The 20,492-nt window shown below is 35.5% G+C and carries 14 protein-coding genes; 5 read left to right on the forward strand and 9 right to left on the reverse strand.

The window, feature by feature from the left end:
* Window positions 1-8: 8 nt before the first annotated feature.
* Entirely contained in the window at window positions 9-3,014 is a 3,006-nt protein-coding gene (locus QZ659_RS00610) for a glycoside hydrolase family 3 N-terminal domain-containing protein (RefSeq protein WP_291720276.1), read from the reverse strand.
* Between the two features lie 262 nt (window positions 3,015-3,276).
* Here QZ659_RS00610 and QZ659_RS00615 point away from each other — a divergent pair, with 262 nt between their 5' ends.
* Window positions 3,277-3,996: a hypothetical protein gene (locus tag QZ659_RS00615; RefSeq protein WP_291720280.1), complete on the forward strand. Its 720-nt coding sequence runs from the start codon at window positions 3,277-3,279 to the stop codon at window positions 3,994-3,996.
* 77 nt (window positions 3,997-4,073) lie between these two features.
* Here the strand turns inward: QZ659_RS00615 and QZ659_RS00620 are convergent, their stop codons facing one another.
* From QZ659_RS00620 to QZ659_RS00640, 5 genes are all read right to left on the reverse strand, one after another.
* Window positions 4,074-5,393 carry an MFS transporter gene (locus QZ659_RS00620; protein WP_291720282.1) on the reverse strand — a complete coding sequence of 440 codons (1,320 nt, stop codon included), beginning with the start codon at window positions 5,391-5,393 and terminating at the stop codon, window positions 4,074-4,076.
* A 110-nt stretch (window positions 5,394-5,503) separates the two neighbouring features.
* A complete protein-coding gene (ybeY, locus tag QZ659_RS00625) occupies window positions 5,504-5,953 on the reverse strand; it encodes an rRNA maturation RNase YbeY (protein ID WP_291720285.1) in 450 nt (149 codons plus the stop codon).
* Between the two features lie 2 nt (window positions 5,954-5,955).
* Entirely contained in the window at window positions 5,956-6,570 is a 615-nt protein-coding gene (locus QZ659_RS00630) for a 2OG-Fe(II) oxygenase (protein ID WP_291720287.1), read from the reverse strand.
* Window positions 6,567-6,998, reverse strand: a complete 432-nt coding sequence (locus QZ659_RS00635) for a putative signal transducing protein (protein ID WP_291720291.1) — start codon at window positions 6,996-6,998, stop codon at window positions 6,567-6,569. Before QZ659_RS00635 ends, QZ659_RS00630 begins: the two co-directional genes overlap by 4 nt.
* 146 nt (window positions 6,999-7,144) lie before the next feature.
* A complete protein-coding gene (locus QZ659_RS00640) occupies window positions 7,145-10,579 on the reverse strand; it encodes a PKD domain-containing protein (RefSeq protein ID WP_291720294.1) in 3,435 nt (1,144 codons plus the stop codon).
* A gap of 356 nt (window positions 10,580-10,935) precedes the next feature.
* Between QZ659_RS00640 and QZ659_RS00645 the strand changes: the two genes are divergently transcribed.
* A complete protein-coding gene (locus QZ659_RS00645) occupies window positions 10,936-11,619 on the forward strand; it encodes an endonuclease V (protein ID WP_291720297.1) in 684 nt (227 codons plus the stop codon).
* A gap of 87 nt (window positions 11,620-11,706) precedes the next feature.
* Here the strand turns inward: QZ659_RS00645 and QZ659_RS00650 are convergent, their stop codons facing one another.
* Window positions 11,707-12,222 (reverse strand): hypothetical protein, encoded by a 516-nt coding sequence (locus QZ659_RS00650; protein ID WP_291720300.1) that lies wholly within the window; start codon window positions 12,220-12,222, stop codon window positions 11,707-11,709.
* 125 nt (window positions 12,223-12,347) lie between these two features.
* Window positions 12,348-15,725 (reverse strand): beta strand repeat-containing protein, encoded by a 3,378-nt coding sequence (locus QZ659_RS00655; protein ID WP_291720303.1) that lies wholly within the window; start codon window positions 15,723-15,725, stop codon window positions 12,348-12,350.
* 318 nt (window positions 15,726-16,043) lie between these two features.
* Here QZ659_RS00655 and QZ659_RS00660 point away from each other — a divergent pair, with 318 nt between their 5' ends.
* From QZ659_RS00660 to trxB, 3 genes are all read left to right on the forward strand, one after another.
* Complete coding sequence (locus tag QZ659_RS00660; RefSeq protein WP_291720306.1) at window positions 16,044-16,907, forward strand: porin family protein; 864 nt, start codon at window positions 16,044-16,046, stop codon at window positions 16,905-16,907.
* 240 nt (window positions 16,908-17,147) lie between these two features.
* Window positions 17,148-18,557 carry a TolC family protein gene (locus QZ659_RS00665; protein WP_291720309.1) on the forward strand — a complete coding sequence of 470 codons (1,410 nt, stop codon included), beginning with the start codon at window positions 17,148-17,150 and terminating at the stop codon, window positions 18,555-18,557.
* A gap of 155 nt (window positions 18,558-18,712) precedes the next feature.
* Window positions 18,713-19,672 (forward strand): thioredoxin-disulfide reductase, encoded by a 960-nt coding sequence (gene trxB, locus QZ659_RS00670; RefSeq protein ID WP_291720312.1) that lies wholly within the window; start codon window positions 18,713-18,715, stop codon window positions 19,670-19,672.
* A 94-nt stretch (window positions 19,673-19,766) separates the two neighbouring features.
* Here the strand turns inward: trxB and QZ659_RS00675 are convergent, their stop codons facing one another.
* The gene (locus tag QZ659_RS00675; RefSeq protein WP_291720315.1) at window positions 19,767-20,372 is read right to left on the reverse strand and encodes a hypothetical protein; all 606 of its coding nucleotides are present in this window, start codon (window positions 20,370-20,372) and stop codon (window positions 19,767-19,769) included.
* Window positions 20,373-20,492 lie beyond the last annotated feature (120 nt).

Here is a 20,492-nt window from a genome sequence, read left to right on the forward strand (position 1 = left end):
GTGAAAAATTATTCCATAACCGACTGAAAAACCACCTCCAACATACGAGTACGAGTTCCTTTTCGAATCAACATTTTATTGGTTTCATCTGGATAGGTTCGGTTTGCCAAAAACACAAAAACGATTCCTTTGTCTGCATCTGCCCATGCTGCTGTGCCTGTAAAGCCTGTGTGTCCAAAAGTATTTTCAGAAGCATAAATCGTAGCAGGAATTTTCTTTCCTTTTACAGACTTATCAAATCCTAAGCCTCTTCTACCTCCATTGACTTGTCTCTTAGTAAACTCATCTACTACCTTTTCACCAAAATATTGTACTCCTCCATAATTTCCTTTTTGCAGAAATGTCTGCATTAAAATAGCGACATCGTTGGCATTAGCAAATGCACCTGCGTGTCCACTCACACCTCCTAAAATGGCTGTTGAATAGTCATGAACTGTTCCACGTACTTCATTTTTTCGGAATAAATTATCTACCGAACTAGGAACAATATTGTTATAATCATGCTTTCGAAGAGGATGATAACTTGCTGTAGAAAGTCCAAGAGAATTATAAAAACTATTTTCTATTAAATAGTCTAAGGAAGTACCCGAAACTCTAGCTACTAATTGGTTGAGCATATAAAAACCTCTATCACTATAACGATAACTATACGAACCGTCTGCACGTTTTGGACGCATCGGCGAATCTACTACCCAGTTCCACATACTGTCTCTTATGCCAGCCTTTGCATACAAACTAGGTACTATTTCTTCACAGTATTCTTCATCACAACGATTACTGTAATATTTTGAATAATTTTCTTCATTTGAAAAAGTCTCAAACCACCCTGGCATATTTCCGTGATACCCTCCTCGGTGCATCAGAAGCTGACGAGCCGTAATCTCGCCTTTCTCTGAACCTTCTAATTCTGTCAAGTAGGTAGAAATAGGAACATCTAAATCGATTTTTTCCTCATCGACAAGTTTCATCATGGCAGGGACGGTCGCCAAGATTTTGGTAAGGGAAGCTAAATCATAAATAGATTCGTTTTCTACTTTTTGTTTTCTGTCATACTTAAAATGTCCATACGATTTTTGAAAAATAACAGTAGAATCTTTGATTACAATTACTTGACAACCGGGAGTAGCTCTGTATTTTATAGCTTCATTTACGAGCCAATCAATTCTATGATTCATATATTCTGAGTTCATGCCACTTCCTTCTGGATAGTCTGAATATCTCAAACGCTGTAAAGAGGTTGTTGTAAATCCATCGCCCTCTTTTATTTTTTCTCCAGCCGAAACAGGAACACGAGCTTGTGTTTTGACTGCTCCAAACAAAACTTGTGGAACAGCTTTTTGCATAATGTTATTATCTACATACGCAGCTACCAAATGCTTTTGGTCTTCAAATTTTTCTAAGCTATAAGCATGTCCGAAATTTACAACCACAACGTGTTTGCCTTCATCTTGAAGCTCTTTTACAAATTTTCGTGTAGCTTCTGAAATTCCAAAAGTAGTACTAACCGAATACTGATTTACTCCAAAAACACCTACAACAATCACTTTTTTGTTTGATAATTTTGCTTTTGCAGATGAAAGCGCAGAAGCAGAGACAGCAGAAACAGACACATGTTCAAAAGGTGCATAGTTTGAAAGCATCATTTGAAAGTCATTTCCTTCTTTCTCATTAATTACCACCGAACCAAAAGAAAGCGTATCTAATTTTTGAAAAGGAATCAAATTATTTTCATTTCTGACAATCGTAACAGCTTTTTGATGTAGTTTTTCATTCAAAACATTAGCCTTAGGACTGTTTAAATCAGCATCTAAACCTTTGAGTTGAATAGGTTTGTAATCATACAACCCTACAAAGTATTTTGCTCTCAATACTTTTCGCACTCGCTCATCAATCTCAGATTCAGAAATTTTACCTTCTTCGACTGCTTTTTTAATAAGCGCAATTCCCTTTGGAATACTGGCAGGATAAAGCAAAACATCGTTTCCAGCTAAAATAGCTTGTACATTACCCTCATCTGGCGTAAAGTTGGCAGACAAGCCTTTCATATTCATTGCATCAGTAAAAATCAGTCCATCAAAGCCAAGTTCATTTTTTAATAAATCTGTAACTACGTTTTTTGAAAGCGTGGTAGGAATATTTTCTGTGCTATCGTAAGCAGGAACATTCAAATGTGCTACCATAACAGACAAAACCGAATCTGCAAAAAGACGTTTGAAGGGATAAAGTTCTAGCTCTGAAAGACGCTTTTTGTCGTGATTGAGTTGTGGAAGCGTATAATGAGAGTCTGAATCGGTGTCGCCGTGTCCGGGGAAATGTTTGGCTGTGGCGATAATTCCTCCGTCTTGCATTCCGTTCGTGTAGGCAATTCCATTTTTAGAAACTCTATATTTATTTTCTCCAAACGAACGAGTGCCAATAACTGGGTTTTTAGGGTTGCTATTTACATCTACAACTGGCGCAAAATTGACATGCACTCCCAAACGCAAACATTGGCGAGCCACTTCTTTTCCCAAATCATAGACAGCCAGCGAATCGTTCATCGCTCCCAAAACCATCTGACGAGGATAACTAATCGTATTTTTGAGGCGCATTCCTAGTCCCCATTCGGCATCCATGGCAATCAAGAGAGGAATATTTGCCTTAGCTTGATAGCGATTTGTAAGTTCAGCTTGTTTTTGTGGTGTACCTTGAAAAAATATCAGTCCACCAATTTTATATTTTGTAATGAAATTATCGATTTCCTTGTAATGTTTTTCATCTCTGTTCGAATAGGCAGCAATCATAAAAAGTTGTGCTATTTTTTTCTCCAAATCCAAAGTAGAAAGTTTTTGATTGACCCATTTTTCTCGTTTTTGCCATTTCATTTGGTCTAGGCGTTCTTTTTCTTCGGCTACAGCTTTAGCTATAACTTGTGCGCTTGTTATGTTTTGGGCAAATACAGGAAATACAATTCCTATAAAAAGTATAAATAAGATAGATTCGAAAAGAATTTTGGGGAATTTTTGGCTGGTCATTTAAGGTATCTTGATTTTTGACGTATTGGTAAAATAAGTGATGTTAGGGAAAAGGCATGCCTTTTCCGTACTCTAAATAATTCAATAATTATTCCGAAATAAAAGTAGTCAAAATCATCAAAAATTGGAATAGTAATCTTATAAGAATTCGAATTTCGTAAAACATTACTACCTTTAAAAGGTTTATATATCAGAATTATACAAGTTTATTATTGTATTGAATACATTAGTAAATCATTTTTTAATCTTAATTTTTTATTTTATGAAGACCTCAATTTTTTCATCAATGGCTGTTGCTTCCCTTCTATTTTGTGGAGTTTCATTTAATGCAGAAGCACAACGCAATGAAAACCCTTATAAAAATGTAGATGCTGTTGTAGTAGTAGATGCAGACAATGTGTATGACCCAGCGTTAGATACAAGAGCCGATATGCTCTACACGTATGGTCGTCCGTCTTATGATTTCAATTATTTTGTAAACAATAAAGTTAGTAAAATTGACGCTCCTTTACGCATTGAAAGTGCAGAAAAAATGACTCCGATGGAAGTAACCACGGAGATGTTTAATAAGTATTTTGATATTGTAAATCAGAATGGAGAGCATATTTTTGTAACGCCAGAAGAACCTAATGCAGAATTGTACTTGATTGGTAAACTAGACGGAACACCACGAGGAGTACACGCTTTGGTTTTTTATGCCAAAGATGGAAACATTTACGAATATGCTAAAATTGTTACTTTTGATGAATATGGAAATCCGATTGACCACCAAAATGTACATTATAACATCACAGCAGGCAATAACGGAAATCAGCAAGCACGTAAGCAGGTTTGTGAATTAGGTAAAAACAACCAGTTTACTTGCCTAGAATATGAAGACAAAAACGGAAAATTGGTACAATCTAAAACCGAAGGCAGAATGTATCAAATTATGGCAGATGGTAACATCGAAACTACTTATAAAGTAGATGCCAACGAATAGCCATATATTATATGGTAGTTAAAAAAGTCAGAAACGTCATTTTATCAGCAGATAGAATGGCGTTTTTGACTTTATTTTTAATTATCGATTTTTATCGCCTTTCTATTAATTTTTAAAAGAACAATCAGACCAATGATAAAGAAGATAGTTAGGGCAAAAATTCCATTTCGCATAGAAGAAGAATAGTCTTCAATGAGAGCAAAAACACCCATTCCGATAGAGGTAGAAAGACGGTCAGCCACATTGAAAAAGCTAAAATAAGAAGCTGTATCTGGTGTGTCTTTTGGTAAAAGTTTAGAATAAGTAGAACGAGAAAGCGACTGAATCCCTCCCATCACTAAACCTACCAAAATAGCTAAACCATAAAAATGCTCTGCTGTTTGAACAAAATATGCCAATCCACAAATCAGAATCCAAAGCCCTATCAAGATAGAAAGTGAAAAAATATTTCCTTTTTTATCGGAAATTTTAGCAAACAGATACGCTCCCAAAATCGCTACGACTTGAATAATAAGGATAATAGCAATTAGGCTTGCTGTTTCTAATTTGAGTTCTTTTTCTCCAAAAAGTGACGCCATAAACATAACAGTCTGTACGCCCATATTGAAGAAGAAAAATGAAATCAGAAACTTCATTAGAGAAGGAAGTTTTTGAGCTTCGTTCCATACCATTTTGAGCTCGTCAAAACCTTTCTTGAGCCAGTTTATTTTCTCCTTACTCTTATTTGGATTATCTTTTAAATAATAAAACGGAATTTGAGCAAAAACAATCCACCAAATACCTACTGAAAGAAAAGACCAACGTGCGCCTTCTGCTGTACTCTCAAACCCAAAATACATATATAGTTTATCATGTGTCATCAGAATATTTAAAATCTGCAAAAGAACACTTCCAATATATCCCATCGCAAAACCTTTTGCACTAACAGCATCAAACTTGTTTTCAGTAGCTATTTCAGGCAAAAAAGCATTATAAAAAATCATCCCTCCAGCATAACCTATACTTGCCACACCAGCACAAATAATGGCAAGTTCTACATTTGTTCCATCAAAAAAGAAGAGACACAAACACGCACTAGCACCCAAATAGGTAAAAAATTGCATAAAACGCTTCTTTGTTCCTCCATAATCTGCCATTGCTGAAAGAGGTGGGGAAATGGCTGCAATAATCAGATAAGAAAGTGCAATCGCATAAGAATACAAAACTGTATTTTCGATGGTAAGACCAAAAAACTCTACTTTTTCACTTCCAAAAGCTGCTCTAGTAGCTTGGTTGAAAAAGATAGGGAAAATGGTAGTAGTGATAACAAGGTTATAAACCGAGTTTGCCCAGTCGTAGGTAGCCCACGCATTTATAATGCGAGGATTATTTTTAGGCATTGCAGAGTTTTGTTTCATAGTATTGTGTGATATGATGTTGGTAAGACACCAACAATGGCAAAGTTTGATTTTTTATAATCTTCGACAAGATGTAAAGCAATCATTGAAGAAGTTTTCATAACTAATCACTAATAATTAATCACTAATAATTCTAACGCTGTGTTTTCCTTCTCTCTCATCTTCTGTTTATCTTCTACAGAATGGTCGTCTTGTCCTGTCAGATGTAAAAGTCCGTGAACCATCACACGATGAATTTCTTGTTCAAAGGTAGTTTTGAGTTCTGCTGAATTTTCTCTAACACGCTCTACGCTGATAAAAATATCTCCTTCCAACACCTGCTCTTGGTCATCTTCCGAATTATCAAAGGTAATAATATCAGTATAAGTATCGTGATTCAAATATTCCATATTAATTTTATGTAAATACTCATCATCACAAAAAATATAGTTGATAACCGAAACAACAAAACCTTCTCGGTTGGCAATTTTTTGAAGCCAAAGGCTTGTTTTCTCTTCATTTTCTAGCTCAAAATCAATTTCTTCACTAAAAAAATTGATGGGTAATTCTTTTTCTTCCATTGTTAAAGGTAATCATTTTGATAAAAAACATCTGAACGCAAAACGTATTTTGTTCCCTTCGGTACAGGTTTTCCTTCGTGTTTGATTTCATGAACAAAACAAAGTGCTGTTCCTGCTTTGGGTTGAATTATGATTTCTTCTACTTTACTGTCTCCATTTTTATAACTAAAAGCTGTCTCTCCTCCTTCAAAATCATTATTAAGATAGATTAAAAATGTAATTCGGCTTTCTAGTTTTTTTCCACTTTTTTCTATTTCTACTCTACCATCAATATGCTTTTTGAAACGCTGATTAGATTCATATTTATAAAAACGAAATCTAGGATTTAGTCCAGTAGCTTTTTGTTGTTGTGGTTCATTTTCCACCACATCATTGATATACATTGGACAAAAATCTTTTAGTCTTTCCCAATACTTTATGGCAAGTTTTTCATCTTCATATATCAGACGCTCGTTATTGCGAACGTTCTTCATCATCTTTGCTCCACTCTTCAAGCTAACGGTAGCTTCTTCGTAAGATTTATTTTCACTAAAAATAATAAGTTCTTGGCATTCTGACGCTGTAAGAAAATTCTCTATTGTCCAAATTTGAGGTGTATGTATTACTTTTTTCATCATAGATTTTCAATTTTCTGTATGTCATCTTTTTTAAACTCGTGTCCACACTCTTTGCATTTATAGACACTTTTTTGATATACTGGATAGGAAAAAGTAAGAAAAGCCACAAGAGCTGCCAAAAAAGCCTTCCAGCCTTGTATCGAAACGAAATTTTTGTAATATTCAGTAGATTCACACACAGGACACTTAACAAATAAACTTTGTTGTTTTTGTTCCTCTTCTATCTCTGCAAGTACCTTCTTTACCTTCTCCGTATCACTAGCATTTACTTTTACCTTTATTCCCCCTACAGCTACTCCATAAATCATATCCATAGAGTTGATATTCTCATCAAATAAATAACAATCTATACCCTCACTTTCTAAACGAGCTTTAAATAAATGAGCATCTACGTTATTCTGAAAAATCTTTACAGTAAGTAATGACATAAGAAAAAAATTAAATTATAGTTGGTAAATATTACCAAAATTAAGATATAAAAATGAGAAAGCCTTGTATCTAAAATATTTAGACACAAGGCTTTTTATGTTCAAATCAAACCGTCATTGAGGTCAAGACCGTCAACGAGGAGAGATTACTCTACCACCCATTTTTTCTGAACAGTATAGTTTTCAAAAGAAAGCATAACAATATAAACTCCTTTTGGCAATGCAGCATTATTTATAGAAATGCTACCATTTTGATTTTCTGCTTGACTTATCTCTTGAAAGACTACTTTTTGTCCTAAAGTATTGTAAATCATAAAAGAATTTGCCTTGCCTAAATCAGACTGCCATTTCAAAATTGCATTTCCTCCTACACTTGGGTTTGGATAAAGACTTACCTTTTTAGCTCTGATTTCATCTTCTATTCCAGTTACAATATCTTCGATGACTACTTCTTTCTCCAAAACTATTTGCGCTTCACAATCAGCAGCCTTTACAGTAAGCGTAACAGTATATGTTCCACCCTTAGAATATACAAAAACAGGATTTTCTTCTCTGCTTGTAGAGTTAAGACTGTCTCCAAAACTCCATAAATATTCTAATTCGTACTCACTTTGTGTTTTGTTTTCAAAGGTTGCTTGTGCATCTTCTACAATGAAATCAAAATCAACACTTGTAGAAGGCTCAAAGAAACTCACCTTGATACTATCTATCAAAACACCACAATCTGTGGTTACTTCTACTTTATATGTTCCATTTTCCGTAACTGTACGTTGTGCTTCGCTACTTCCATCTTCCCAAAGATAAACTGCTGCATTGTCATCTACACTGGCATCTAAGGTAAAAGATGTTTCCTCACAAAGCATTACATCTCTGCCTAAGTCTAAAGTCAGAGGTTCTTTTACAAAAATGGTAATGGTATCTGTTGTAGGTTCACACCCTTCATTAAAACCACCATAGCCAGTGACGGTATAGGTTGTTGTCTCTGTTGGAGAAATTAAAGGATTGGAAATAAATGGTTCATCTAAAAGCCCTTCGCCTTCCCACTCGTAATAGGCTGCACCAGTAGCACGCAGACGGATTGTATTACCTAGGCATATTGTATTTTCTTTGCTTTCTGTACTTGCGACTACTTCTACTGCTGGCGTTATATTTACTGTAACTGTATCTCTAAATGTACAGAAATTAGGGTCATTTACTTCTACCCAATATGTTCCTGTTTCTGCTGCCTCTAAGAAAGGTTGTGTACTGCCATCTGACCATAAGAAAGATGGTCTTGTAGAGTTGGAAGGAAAAGCATCTATGAAAAAGATATTGTCTTCGCAGATATAGACCTCGTCTTCAGCAGGGAAAAAAGGAAGTTCTAATGCTTCCTTAACCGTAATCAGAACAGAGTCTTTTATTGTTCCACAGTCTGAACCTGTTGTTACTTCTAGGGTATATAATGTTGTTTCTTCTGGTGATACAATAGGATTTAGAATAGTTGGGTCTGATAATCCTATTGTTGGTGTCCAAAGATAGCTTGTTGCTCCTGTGGCTCTGGCTTGCATTTGTATAGCTTCTCCTCTACAAACAGACAGATTTTGCCCTGCTTCTACGGTTGCTCCTGTATTGTATGAAATACGAATATTATCTGTTACTTCACATCCGTTTCGTCGCACAGTTACGGAATACGTTCCTGCATTATTTACCTCAATCGTTTGTGTAGCTGCGCCAGTATTCCATTCATACGTGGCATTATCAAAACTTCCAGCATCTAATATAACCGTTTCTCCTTGACAAACTTCTTTGTCTTCTCCTAAGTTTACCTCATAATCAACTCCATTTCCTACATTGATATATGCTGTCTTCACTTCTGTATCTGAGCCTACCCTACTACTCGCAACTAAAGTAACTTTGAAGCTTCCTGCACTTGTATAATTTACAGATGGATTTTTTTCTGTTGATGTGCTAGGAGTTCCCCCTTCAAATGTCCATTCATAAGAAACTGCATTTCTACTGGTATTATTAAATCTTACACGCAAAGGAGCTTCACAAACTTCTGTAATGTCTGCTTCAAAGCGAGCCAATGGAGGGTTTACAGAGTTATTACAGTCAGTAGTAGATACTTTTTGCATAGAAGGTAACCCACAGTCGTTATTAGCATTGACAGTATAGTTCATCATTAGATTTCCAGCATCCAAATTTGTAGTAGAAAGTGTATTTTTTTGTTGTCCTTCTTGTAAGAAATGATACATTAAATCATTTGGATTGTTTACGTATCCTAATTGATGCCCAAGTCCAAGAGCTTTTAAGATTTCACTTTCAAAATCTACTTCATCAGCTTGAGGATTTCCTGTATAACTCCAGTTGATAGCCGAATTGACAAATATTTGAAACTCCAATACAAAGGGTACTAGCTCTGTTCCTGTATTACAAATCTCTACTCTTGAAAATGAAAAACTACGAGTAGTCAGGTCTCCAAATTCGTTTCCATCAAACGTTGAAATGGTCGTCTTACCAGAAAAACCAAACGGAATAGGAGCTTGATTTGCTGAAACACTTACATTGAATCCTGTTGCACAACGCCATTGATTTAAGGCTGATGTAAGCGATGACATTTGTTGTGTATTGGCAAAAAAAGCAGGATCTACAAAAAGCGTATAACCACCCTGTCCATTATAATTTGATAAATAATTTTTAGTTGCTTCTTGCTCAAAAGGTGTCTCATTTCCAAAATCATAAACATACAAAGTACTTGCTTCTACTGAGTAAGGAATGGTTAGAGTTTCCGAACTCACAAAACGTTCGCCTTCAGAGTTAGTTACGGTTACTTTTCCAGTTCCTGCAAACGTTGGCACTCTTACTTGGATGCGTGTATCTGTCCACTCTACAATTTCTGTCAAACCTTGTGTTCCGACGAAACCAAATTGAAGCAATGGAAACTCACTTTGTCCTCCGTTTGGGGCATACGAGAAAAAAACATTGCTTTGTTCATTTATATTATTTCCAAAACCAGAACCATTGATAGTCAAGATACTTTGAGTTCCTGCTGTAATAGTCGTAGGGGCAATGCTTGTGATATTTTCTGTTCTATGTGTGGCTGTTGAAGGTAAAAAAAGAGATGTATTTCTTATTATTTGTGGGTTAGAGAAATGACTATATACTTCGTTTTCTACATTGGAAAAGTGATTATTTTTCGAGCTTGCTGTTTTGTTCAGTACATCGTAATAGATAAACCCATCTGTTGTAAGTTGGTAATCTAATCCTATTTTTTTTAATAAAAATAAACCTGAAATTCCGTAGGTTATAGGGAAATGGTGAGAGTTAGTATTGATAATATCTTTGCCTACTTGTCCTCCTAGTGTTGTAAAAGTAATGGTATTTTTTTCAGTGATGCCCTTAAATATTTTATAAATCTCTAAGGTGTGTTCCGTAAAAATCATAGTCCCCTCGTGATTCCAAAAACTCTCCTGCTTTACCACTTTTCCTTCTACTACTATATCAGAAGACGAAATAGTATTTTCAAACAAAATAGAGTTGGTCTGTGCTTTTATTTCTACATTATACAGAAAAAGAAAACAGCTAAAAAGTAACAGAAACATATTTTTTTTCATGATATTTTTAAATTTTAAATTAGTGATAAAGGAGATAATTAAGTAAATGAAGAACCAATAATTGAATAAAACTTTAATTATTAGTACTCATCTTTTAAAGTAGTATGCAACCTAATTTTGTACAACTACTTATAAATGAATCTCCAAAAATAAGGGAATAACTTTAAATCCCATTATAAAAAAATTCTTATTTTATATTTCGACGAGCAGTTGAAGAATAATGCTGCAAAAGGTTAGCGATTAGTGATACTAAAGTATGTTTTAGTAAACTTTATTATATTTAAGACGAAAAAAAGCGTAATTAGCTTCACTGCTTTAGCAGGTCGTAATTCAAAAAGTAAAAAATGAAAGAGATAATTAAAAAACTAACAGATTTTCAAAATACGCTTGCCCCTAGTGTATGGATTCCTACTGATGCCGAACCTATCTATAAAAATGCTCTCTTAGGAGCAATAGATGTACAATATGAAGGAGAAAATGGATTTGCAACCATTGTAATTGCTGATAGAAAGGGACAAATTTTAAATACTTTTACAAAAAAATATCAAGCAACCATTCCATATATTCCTAGCTTTTTTGCCTTCAGAGAAGGAGATATAATATTAAAACTTGTCGAAGATGCAGAAACTTCTCTTAAAATAAATATAGATATTTTAGTAATTGATGGACATGGCATTGCTCATCCAAGAAAATTTGGCTTGGCTTCTTATGTGGGTTTGGCACTAGAAAAAATGTCTATTGGTGTAGCCAAAGACACCTTAGTACAATATAGTGGGATATTAAATGAAAAAAAATACAGCAGTTTACCTATTTTTTTAGATAAAAATGAGAGTAAAATGGTTGGTTACGTCTATAGAAGTAGGGAAAATGTAAAACCAATTTTTGTCAGTGCAGGGCATAAAGTATCTAGCCTGCAAGCCCTAGAAATAGTAAAAGAACTCACAGGTGAATACAGACAATTAGATATTTTGAGGGAAGCCGACCGTTTGGCTAGAGAAGCTGCTAAAGAAGATATACAACTTTCTTAGCATTTTACAAATAAAATAGACAGAGTACTAGACATGAAAACTAATCAACCGTAAACGACAGTTGAACCTGTCCAGTACTCTAAGCTACTACTTCATAGATTTTCCTTCGTTCTCTACATTTTTTCTTACCCAATACTCACCTTCTTGTTCCCACTCATAGCGAGGTTGATTAGCTACGCTTTGAAGAAACTTGTCTGTAACTACAAAATAGCCTGCTGAATCTTGAGGACTCTTTTGTGTCCAAGTAATTTGAAAATCAACAATAGTAGAATCTTTACTAGAAAGCATCAATACTGGCATATAACCGATAGTAGCAGTGGCTGGTTTAAAATCTTGACGATATATTTTGTGTAACTGCAAATAGTAATAAGGATGATGACTCTTCATTAAAGGGTCTCTTATCTCTAAGGCTACTTTACCTTTTTTCAATACAGAATCTTTGTAGAAAACATCTATCGCTCTTGCTATCTGAGTAGTATCTGCCCAATTTACTTTTACTAAAGACACTGTTTCATTTTTTTCTTGACTGGTATTAGTATCCGTACAAGAAAAAAAAGTTCCTAAAAGCATCAACAATACTAAACTATAAATTGAATAACGCATAAAAACTTTATTTATTTATTTTAATAAACACTTAAACAAAAGAAAGGCTAAGGTTGCCCTTAGCCTTCTTTTAATATATAAGATTCAAGTTTTGATTAAAACTCTCTTAATCTGAAAGATTAAAATTATTCTAATTCAATACCAGTACCATAGTTTACATCACGGATGTATGAAAGACCTGAGAATACCTCAAAGTCGCTACCACCACCGATTACACGGAAACGCTCACCAGCTGTAGAGTAGCTAGGGTCGTTAGTTGGTACATAGAAGCTTCCGTCAATAGAACCGTTAGCAGTTGCGCTGAATCCAATGATATCTGCAGTAGCAGGCTCAAGAACAGTAGTTCCTGTACCACCAGTAGCTACACCACCGTAAAGTACGCTATATGTAGGAGCAGTGATATATTTGAAGTCTGTATTTCCAGGATTTGAACCAACAAGGTCAGCAGCAGTAAACTCAGCAGATTCCATAGCATTGAACATTGCTCTTACTGAAGTAGTATTGCTACGGTCAGCATAGAACATCCAGCTTGAAGGAGCAGCAAAGTCAGTTGCGCTTGCAGCAGTCAATACAATACCACCTTCAAATCCACCATTTGCAGCACTAGTAGCATAGTTAGCTTCAGTATTGAAGATACCTTCTAAACGGCTTGTAGAAACTGTAACTGCAAGAGGATCATTAGCTAAACCAGCAGCAGTAAATGTAGTTGTTAAATTAACATTTACAGATGGAGTAGTGATTGTACCTTGTGAATTGAAGTTAAGTTGTCCACGAATAGCTCCGTTCAATGTAGAGTTAAGACCTGCTAAATCTTCAACAGATTTTTCACCACCAGAAAGAACAAACTCAGGACGAACTGCATACCCAAGACCACCTTCAGTAAATGTAATAGTCAATACTTGATCAGTAAGATCAGCAGTTGCGTTAGCGTTAGCATCATTAGTTCCGTTTGTACCTGCATATTGAGCTAAACCAGCTTTAGCTGTTCCAGCTAAGTCATTAGGAAGTACCCAGAAGTTATAAGCAGCAGGCGCAGGATTAGTATATCCGATACCTTGGTTGATGAAGAATAAACCTACTAAGCTTCCTCCAGAGTTATCAAAGATTGGGTAACCCCAAGCATTTGTTCCACCAGCATCAGTCGGATTTTCAAATACTACGATGAAATCACTGTTATCAGCATAGTCAGCTGGAGCTACAGCAGCACCAGTTTGATCTACGATAGTACCAGAACCATCATTAAGTGTAGTAAGGTAATTAAATGTCTCACCAGCAGCCTCTACAGTTGCTTGATAAACATTGTTTGTAGTACCATAGTTAGTAAGGATATAGCTATCAATGCTTCCACCTTGAGTAAAGCCTTCAGCAGAAACTGCTACACCATCAGGGTTTGCATTTATCTGAACATTACCATTGTATGTACCAACAGCCCATCCAGAAGTAGCTCCTTGCATTTCTATAGATGTAACTTTTCCATCTGTTACAGTAGCTTCAAATGTAGGAAGCGTTGCGCCAGCAGGAGCAGTAAGACCTGTAAGAGTTACAGAAGGAACAAATGTATAGTTAGTTCCTGGAGCATACTGAACATCTCCATCAGAACCTGCAGGATCTGTAGTAAGAGTTCTTGTTGAAGCTAATGTGTTCCAACGCAATTCACCTGTAGCATCTGCAATAAATAATGCAGCAGTAGCGTCAGCGTCAGGACCTTCAATAGCAGTTACAGATGCATCAGAACCATAATTGAAAGTAATGTTAAGGTTAGCATCATCATATCCGTTACCACCGTTAGTAACCTGTACTTCAGTAACAGTACCAACAGTTTCGTCAACGATAGCATTTGCAGTAGCTAAAGCACCACCTGCAGGAGCAATACCGTTGTTAAATACAACAGCAGGAGCAACACCAGTGTAAGAACCTACACCTGTAACAGCAGTACCACCAGCCACAGCAGGAGTCATACCGAATCCACCATTCATTACACGGATGTAAGTAACAGAAGAACTAGGAGCAGCTACTGAACCTGTACCATTAGGAACTGGAACACCAGCAGCATCACGTCCTGTGTAAGACTTACGAGTGAATGTAACTGTTGGGTCAGAAGTATAACCAGAACCACCAGAAATAACTGTTACAGAGCCTACCATTTTCAAACCTCTAGCCGCAGCATCAGTTTGTCCAGCAGTTAAAGGATTATTATTGTTGTTAGCAACAGTAATATCAACTAAGTTAGCTCTTCCTGTAGCAGTAGTTCCAGAAGCCGGATCAGATATAGTAACTGTAGGTGCTTCATAGTAATACCCACGATCAGTAACATCAATAGAAGTAACTGCATCACCACCTGTAAGAGAAGCAGTAGCAGTAGCTTCAGTTTGTACTAAATCAAAATCAACAACACCTCTTGAAGCAAGGTTTGAGATTCCAGTTGTACCGATAGGAGTAGGAGTTTGGTTACCACCCATCATAGTGTTTTGCGTATAAAGGAAACGCTTAGTACCTACAGTACCGAAATCACCATCATTATCATCGAAGTAATATGTACGGTCAGCAGCGAAGTCGTCAAACTTCATTGTGATAGGAAGACCAGAACCAGTAGCACCAATCATAATGCTGTACTCACCACCTTCTGGAGCAGTACCGTTACCTAATGCAGCAGTAACAGTAGTACCTGTAGTAGAAGCTGCCTCTTCGTAAGCAAATCTTTGGATGTAACCAGACATAGTAGTATTGCCACCAATGTTTACACCTTCTTCATTTGCTTGATCGATATACTTAGCTTTAAACGCTGGGTTAGCTACATCGATGAAAGCACGAACTTTAGTACCATCAGGAACTGCTTCTTCTTGGTTGTTACCAAAAGTAATGTCAAGTTCTGCAAAAGCTAAACCTGATACAGTTGCCATGTTGCTTTCAGAATCTGCACCTGGGTTGTTAGGATCATCAAATACAGGAACAACGTTACCCACGTAAGCTACTGCACCGTTAGGTACGCCACCGTCTGGAGTAAGGTTAGCTGTATAGTTTAAATCTGTATGGTTAGGAGCATCAATGTTTACAGTAACTTCGCCACTGTAAAGTTCAAAAGAAGCGATACCGTTTACTGTTTCTACTTGCTGCGTGAAAGCAGAAGAAGTAGCACCAGAACCATTTGTAAATTGAGTTACTGTAACAGTAGCTCCGTCAAGACCTTCAGCCTCTTCGAAACGTCCAGAAGAGAATACAGAAGAACCACCAGGTACAACGTTTACAGTATAGAATACTTTACCACCAGCATTAAGGCGAGTAAGAGAGTCTAATTTACGACGCTCCCAAGCTGCCATGTTAGCACGAGCATCTTGATCTATTAGAGCTTGTTGCTCACGAGTATACTGCTCTTGAAGCTGTTGTTGTTGTAAAGCAAATGCATCTGCTTCTGTGAACTCATCACGCTCACAAGAAGAGAAAGTAACCAATGCTAATAATACAGCAAGGTACTTAAATGAATAAATAAAAAGATTTTTGTTCATGGAACAATAGAGTTTAGTGTAATTGAATTATCAATTTTTTGCGCACTTAGTAGTTTACACTTGTGGATGCAAAGGTAATTATTAGTTTGAGACTTACAAAATGTTTTTTGAAATTATTTTATCTATCCTATTGAGAATAAATATTAAACTCAATTTCATTTAATAAACATTCTATTTGGTTTCTATTCTAAAGTAGTACCTTTGCAACAAAAGCAAACCATTCGTATATCTTTAAGACCCAACAAGGGTTAAAAAAGGTTGCATACAGCTCAAAAAAAAATTAAAATTTTTACTATTTTTTTTCAAAGATTAAATTTTATGTTGCTTAATCACTCAAAAAAACAAAATAAACACCTGACTATCAACACCTTAGAAAAAGTTTTTTTTAAACTACTTCTCCTATTTTTTTTAGGAAATTTAATAAGTGTATTTTCTAGTTCTACTGTTTTCGGACAATCTGATACTACTGCTATTGAAGATTCTTCCCTAGACGTTCGTTTAGATTCAACATTGTCGCCCAAGAAAATAAAATCTAAAGTTAGTATTGGTCTGCGAGGTGGCATTACTCGTGGAATGTTTGAAATTGCTAACCCAGAGGAAGCTGATGAGAATGCTGCTGCCACAGGTTCGATGGCTATGCTTTTTATAAATTATCGCATTAAGCCTAGTTTTAGTATTCAATCAGAGATTACCAGTGGACGTTATAGAAGTAATAATACGTTGTATAGAACAGCACTTAGGCAAGGACGTGTAGATTATACCTTATCTACTATTGACTTAAATCTGATAGGAGTATATTCTTACCCTATTAAAAATTGGCTTTCTATTTCAGCAGAGGCAGGTTTTTCAGTATCTTATCTTCATAATGCTTTCGGAAAAGTGATAGCTCCTAACAGTTTGGGAGTAGGTAGTTATGATGTAAATTCAGATAATCAGTTTGAAAAACTAAATTATGGAGCAATAGTAGGTATTAGCCCTAGTGTAAAACTTAAAGGAAATGTATTGTTACAAGCCTCTATTAGATACAGACACGGACTTAATAATATTAATACATTTGATTATAAGCTCAACAGATATTTAGCAGATGAGGAGCGTACTATCCAAACAAGAGATGTAACTTTACAAATTGGTTTTCTTTTCCTAATTTATCGAAATGTTAAAAGGAAAATAATTGAAGAGTAGATTAAATTATATCTAAATTTATCACTCAATCTTGTAATTTTCATTTAAAAAGTTTAACAAATCAATTATTCATTTAATATAGCTAAATAGAACACTTTTTTCTAATTTGGCTTACCAAACTATTAGTTTCTATTTCAAATTACTGAAAACTGATTTATGAAAAAAATACAATTTGTTGTCATGTTGAAAAAAAGAGTTGTCCTTAAAACTATTTTTCTAAGTAGTTGTCTGTTTTTTTTAATGGCTACTTTAAAAGCACAATCTACAACAACTCAAAAATGGTCGCTTGATTCTTGCATTTCTTATGCTCTTCGAAAAAATGTACAGTTAAAAATAAACGAACTTGGCATTCAAAATTCGGAGTTAGCCTTAGAACAATCTAAAAATGATAGATTACCAAATGCCAATGCGTCTATTTCACATAATTACAACTGGGGACGTTCGCTTGACCCTTTTCAAAACACTTTTGTTAATCAGCGTATCCAGACGAATAACTTATCTTTAAACTCTTCAACTACTTTATACAACGGTTCTCGTTTGAAAAATACTATCAAACAAAATGAATTACAGATTCAAGCAGATAGATTTAATTATGGACAAGCACAAAACGATTTGATGCTCAACATTGCTAGCAATTATCTGCAAGTAATTTTGAATCAAGAAATCACAGAAAATGCTCGTCGCCAGAAAGTGAGTACAAAAGCACAGTATGACAGAACAGAGCAGCTCGTAGAAGCAGGAGTTCTGCCAAGAGCAAATTTATATGACTTAGAAGCACAGCTTGCAGCTGACCAACAGCAAATTATTTTGGCAGAAAACAATCTTATGCTTGCCAAATTGCAACTTCGCCAACTGATGCAACTTCCTCCTACTGAAGAATTTGAAATCGTTACGCCAGAAGTAGGTGACCCTTCAGCTATCTTAGATGGAAAAAACCCATATCAAATCTATCAGCTTGCCCAAACAACTCAACCTAACATCAAAGGAGCAGATGTAAGTATAGAAGCAGCTCAAAAAGGCGTAGATATTGCAGAAGCTGGCAGAATTCCGACACTTTCCCTAATAGCAGGTGCAGGAGCAAACTACACAAGTAACCAAAGGGACGGATTTGACTTTACTCAACCTACATTAGCAGGAGTAGATACAATTGGATATATTCAAAATGGCACTAGTATTCCTAGTGATTATGTAGTAACTCCAGATTTTGAATTTCCAAAGGAGACTTTTGGTTTTTTCGATCAACTGAATGAATCTTTTAGATATAACATAGGCTTGAACCTTCAAATTCCTATTTTTAATCGTTTTCAAGTAGATAATACTATTCAGAGGGCAGAAATTCAGACACAAAATGCCAAGCTCAATGCAGAATTGGTTCGTACACAACTTTATCAAACCATTGAGCAAGCCTATATTTCAGCTCGTGCAGCAAAGGCTTCTTTTGAAGCAAGCCAGCAACGAGTAAAAGCTCTTGAAGAAACCGTAAGGGTAATGGAAAAAAGATTGGAAGCAGGAGCAGCTAACAGTACAGAATATACTGTGGTAAAGAACAACCTTGCCGTAGCACAAGCAGATTTACTTAGAGCAAAATATGAATTCATATTTAGAATAAAAGTCTTGGAATTTTATGAAGGAAAAGAGTTGAAATTTTAAGAATGATTGATAAATAACTCAATTCAAAACCATTTTGAGTGTAAAACCGTTTGTTTTATAGTTCATATTAAATTATGTTGATATATTGATTAGAACAGGGAAAGAAATTCTATCAAAAACCTTTACATTACTAATTATAAAAATAAATCAGAATTATGTCAGAAGTACATACAACAAAGTGTCTTATTATCGGTTCAGGACCAGCAGGTTATACAGCAGCTATTTATGCTGCACGTGCAGGACTAAAACCAATCTTATATAAAGGACAACAACCAGGTGGGCAACTTACCATTACTAATGATGTAGAAAACTTCCCTGGCTATGCAGATGGAGTGATGGGTCCTCAAATGATGCAAGACCTAGACAAACAGGCTGGACGTTTCGGAACAGACTTGCGTTATGGTGTTATTGAAAAGGTAGAATTTAACAAAGAGGGAGGAACGCACATTGCTTACGACGACTCTGGGATAAAAATAGAAGCTGAAACAGTTATCATTTCTACGGGTGCTGCTGCAAAGTGGCTTGGTTTGCCTTCTGAAGCAGAGTATAATGGAAAAGGAGTTTCTGCTTGTGCTGTTTGTGATGGTTTTTTCTTTAGAGGACAAGAGGTTGCTATTGTTGGTGGTGGTGATACAGCTTGTGAAGAAGCTAGTTATTTGGCAAAACTTTGTAAGAAAGTATATATGATTGTGCGTCGTGATGAGCTTCGTGCTTCCAAAATTATGCAACAACGTGTCATGACAAAAGACAACATCGAAATTCTTTGGAATACAGAAACACAACAAATTTTGGGAGATAGTGAGAATGTAACTTCTGTTCGTCTGCTAAACAATCAGACTAACGAAACACAAGACCTTCCAGTACAGGGATTCTTTGTCGCTATCGGACATAAGCCAAATACAGATATTTTCAAAGGACAACTAGATATGGATGAGAGTAATTATTTGGTTACACAAAATGATAGTACCCTTACAAATATTCCTGGTGTATTTGCTTCTGGAGATGCACAAGATAAAATCTATCGCCAAGCTGTAACGGCAGCAGGAACAGGCTGTATGGCTGCTCTTGATGCCGAACGTTATTTGGTAGAGAAAGAAGCTATGGTAAATGCTTAAGTACAATTATAAATGATTAGTTGTTAATGATGAATGAAAATACAATTAGCTTTAATCATCAACTTATTCTCACACTCTAAAGAGTGCGTTACATTTATTTAGAATAGACTTCGAAGGTGGCTCTGATAGGGCTACCTTTTTTTGTTTTACCTACAATACTGCCTCTTGTATAACCTTTCTCTTCATCAAAAACATCAATTTGTAATGTTCCTTCTGCTAGAGAGCCTTCAATATTGGCAAGCCCATTATTGTAGTAAAGTGTAACTGTTGCCGAACGTTTTGGACTAGACATAATTGGAAAACTTCCTTTTTTTCCTCCAATAGCAGTAATAACCAAATTGGTATTTGTATTTTGATAGTTGGCTACCATAATACTAACTGTTTTTAGATTTTCATCATAATCAATTACATTTTCACTTCGCAGGGTTTCAAAAATATAATCTTGTTCTGCAAAATCTTCATCTTCAATCTGTACATTGATGATTCCTCCCTGCATTTCTTCTGAAAGGTCTTTATAATCTATATTCTTAACTTCTTCTTTAGAAAGTTTATTAGGCGTAGTCAAGAGTTCGTTTGTTGTTGTTTCTGTATCTTCTGTAACTACAAAAGTCTCTTTATTTTCTTTTTCTACATTCGTAGAAGTACAGGCAGAAAAAAAAGTAAGTATAGAAAAAATTGAAATATAAATAGTAGATTTCATAAAGTTTGTATAGTAAAGGTTATCAAAGTTTTTTAGTAAGTCTGACTCTTAGCAGTTTAGTAAAAATCATGTCTATTTCTTCAAAGGGTTTGCCAACCCTATGAAGAAATGAACTTTACA

The sequence above is a fragment of the Bernardetia sp. genome, assembly GCF_020630935.1.
Classification (GTDB): domain Bacteria; phylum Bacteroidota; class Bacteroidia; order Cytophagales; family Bernardetiaceae; genus Bernardetia.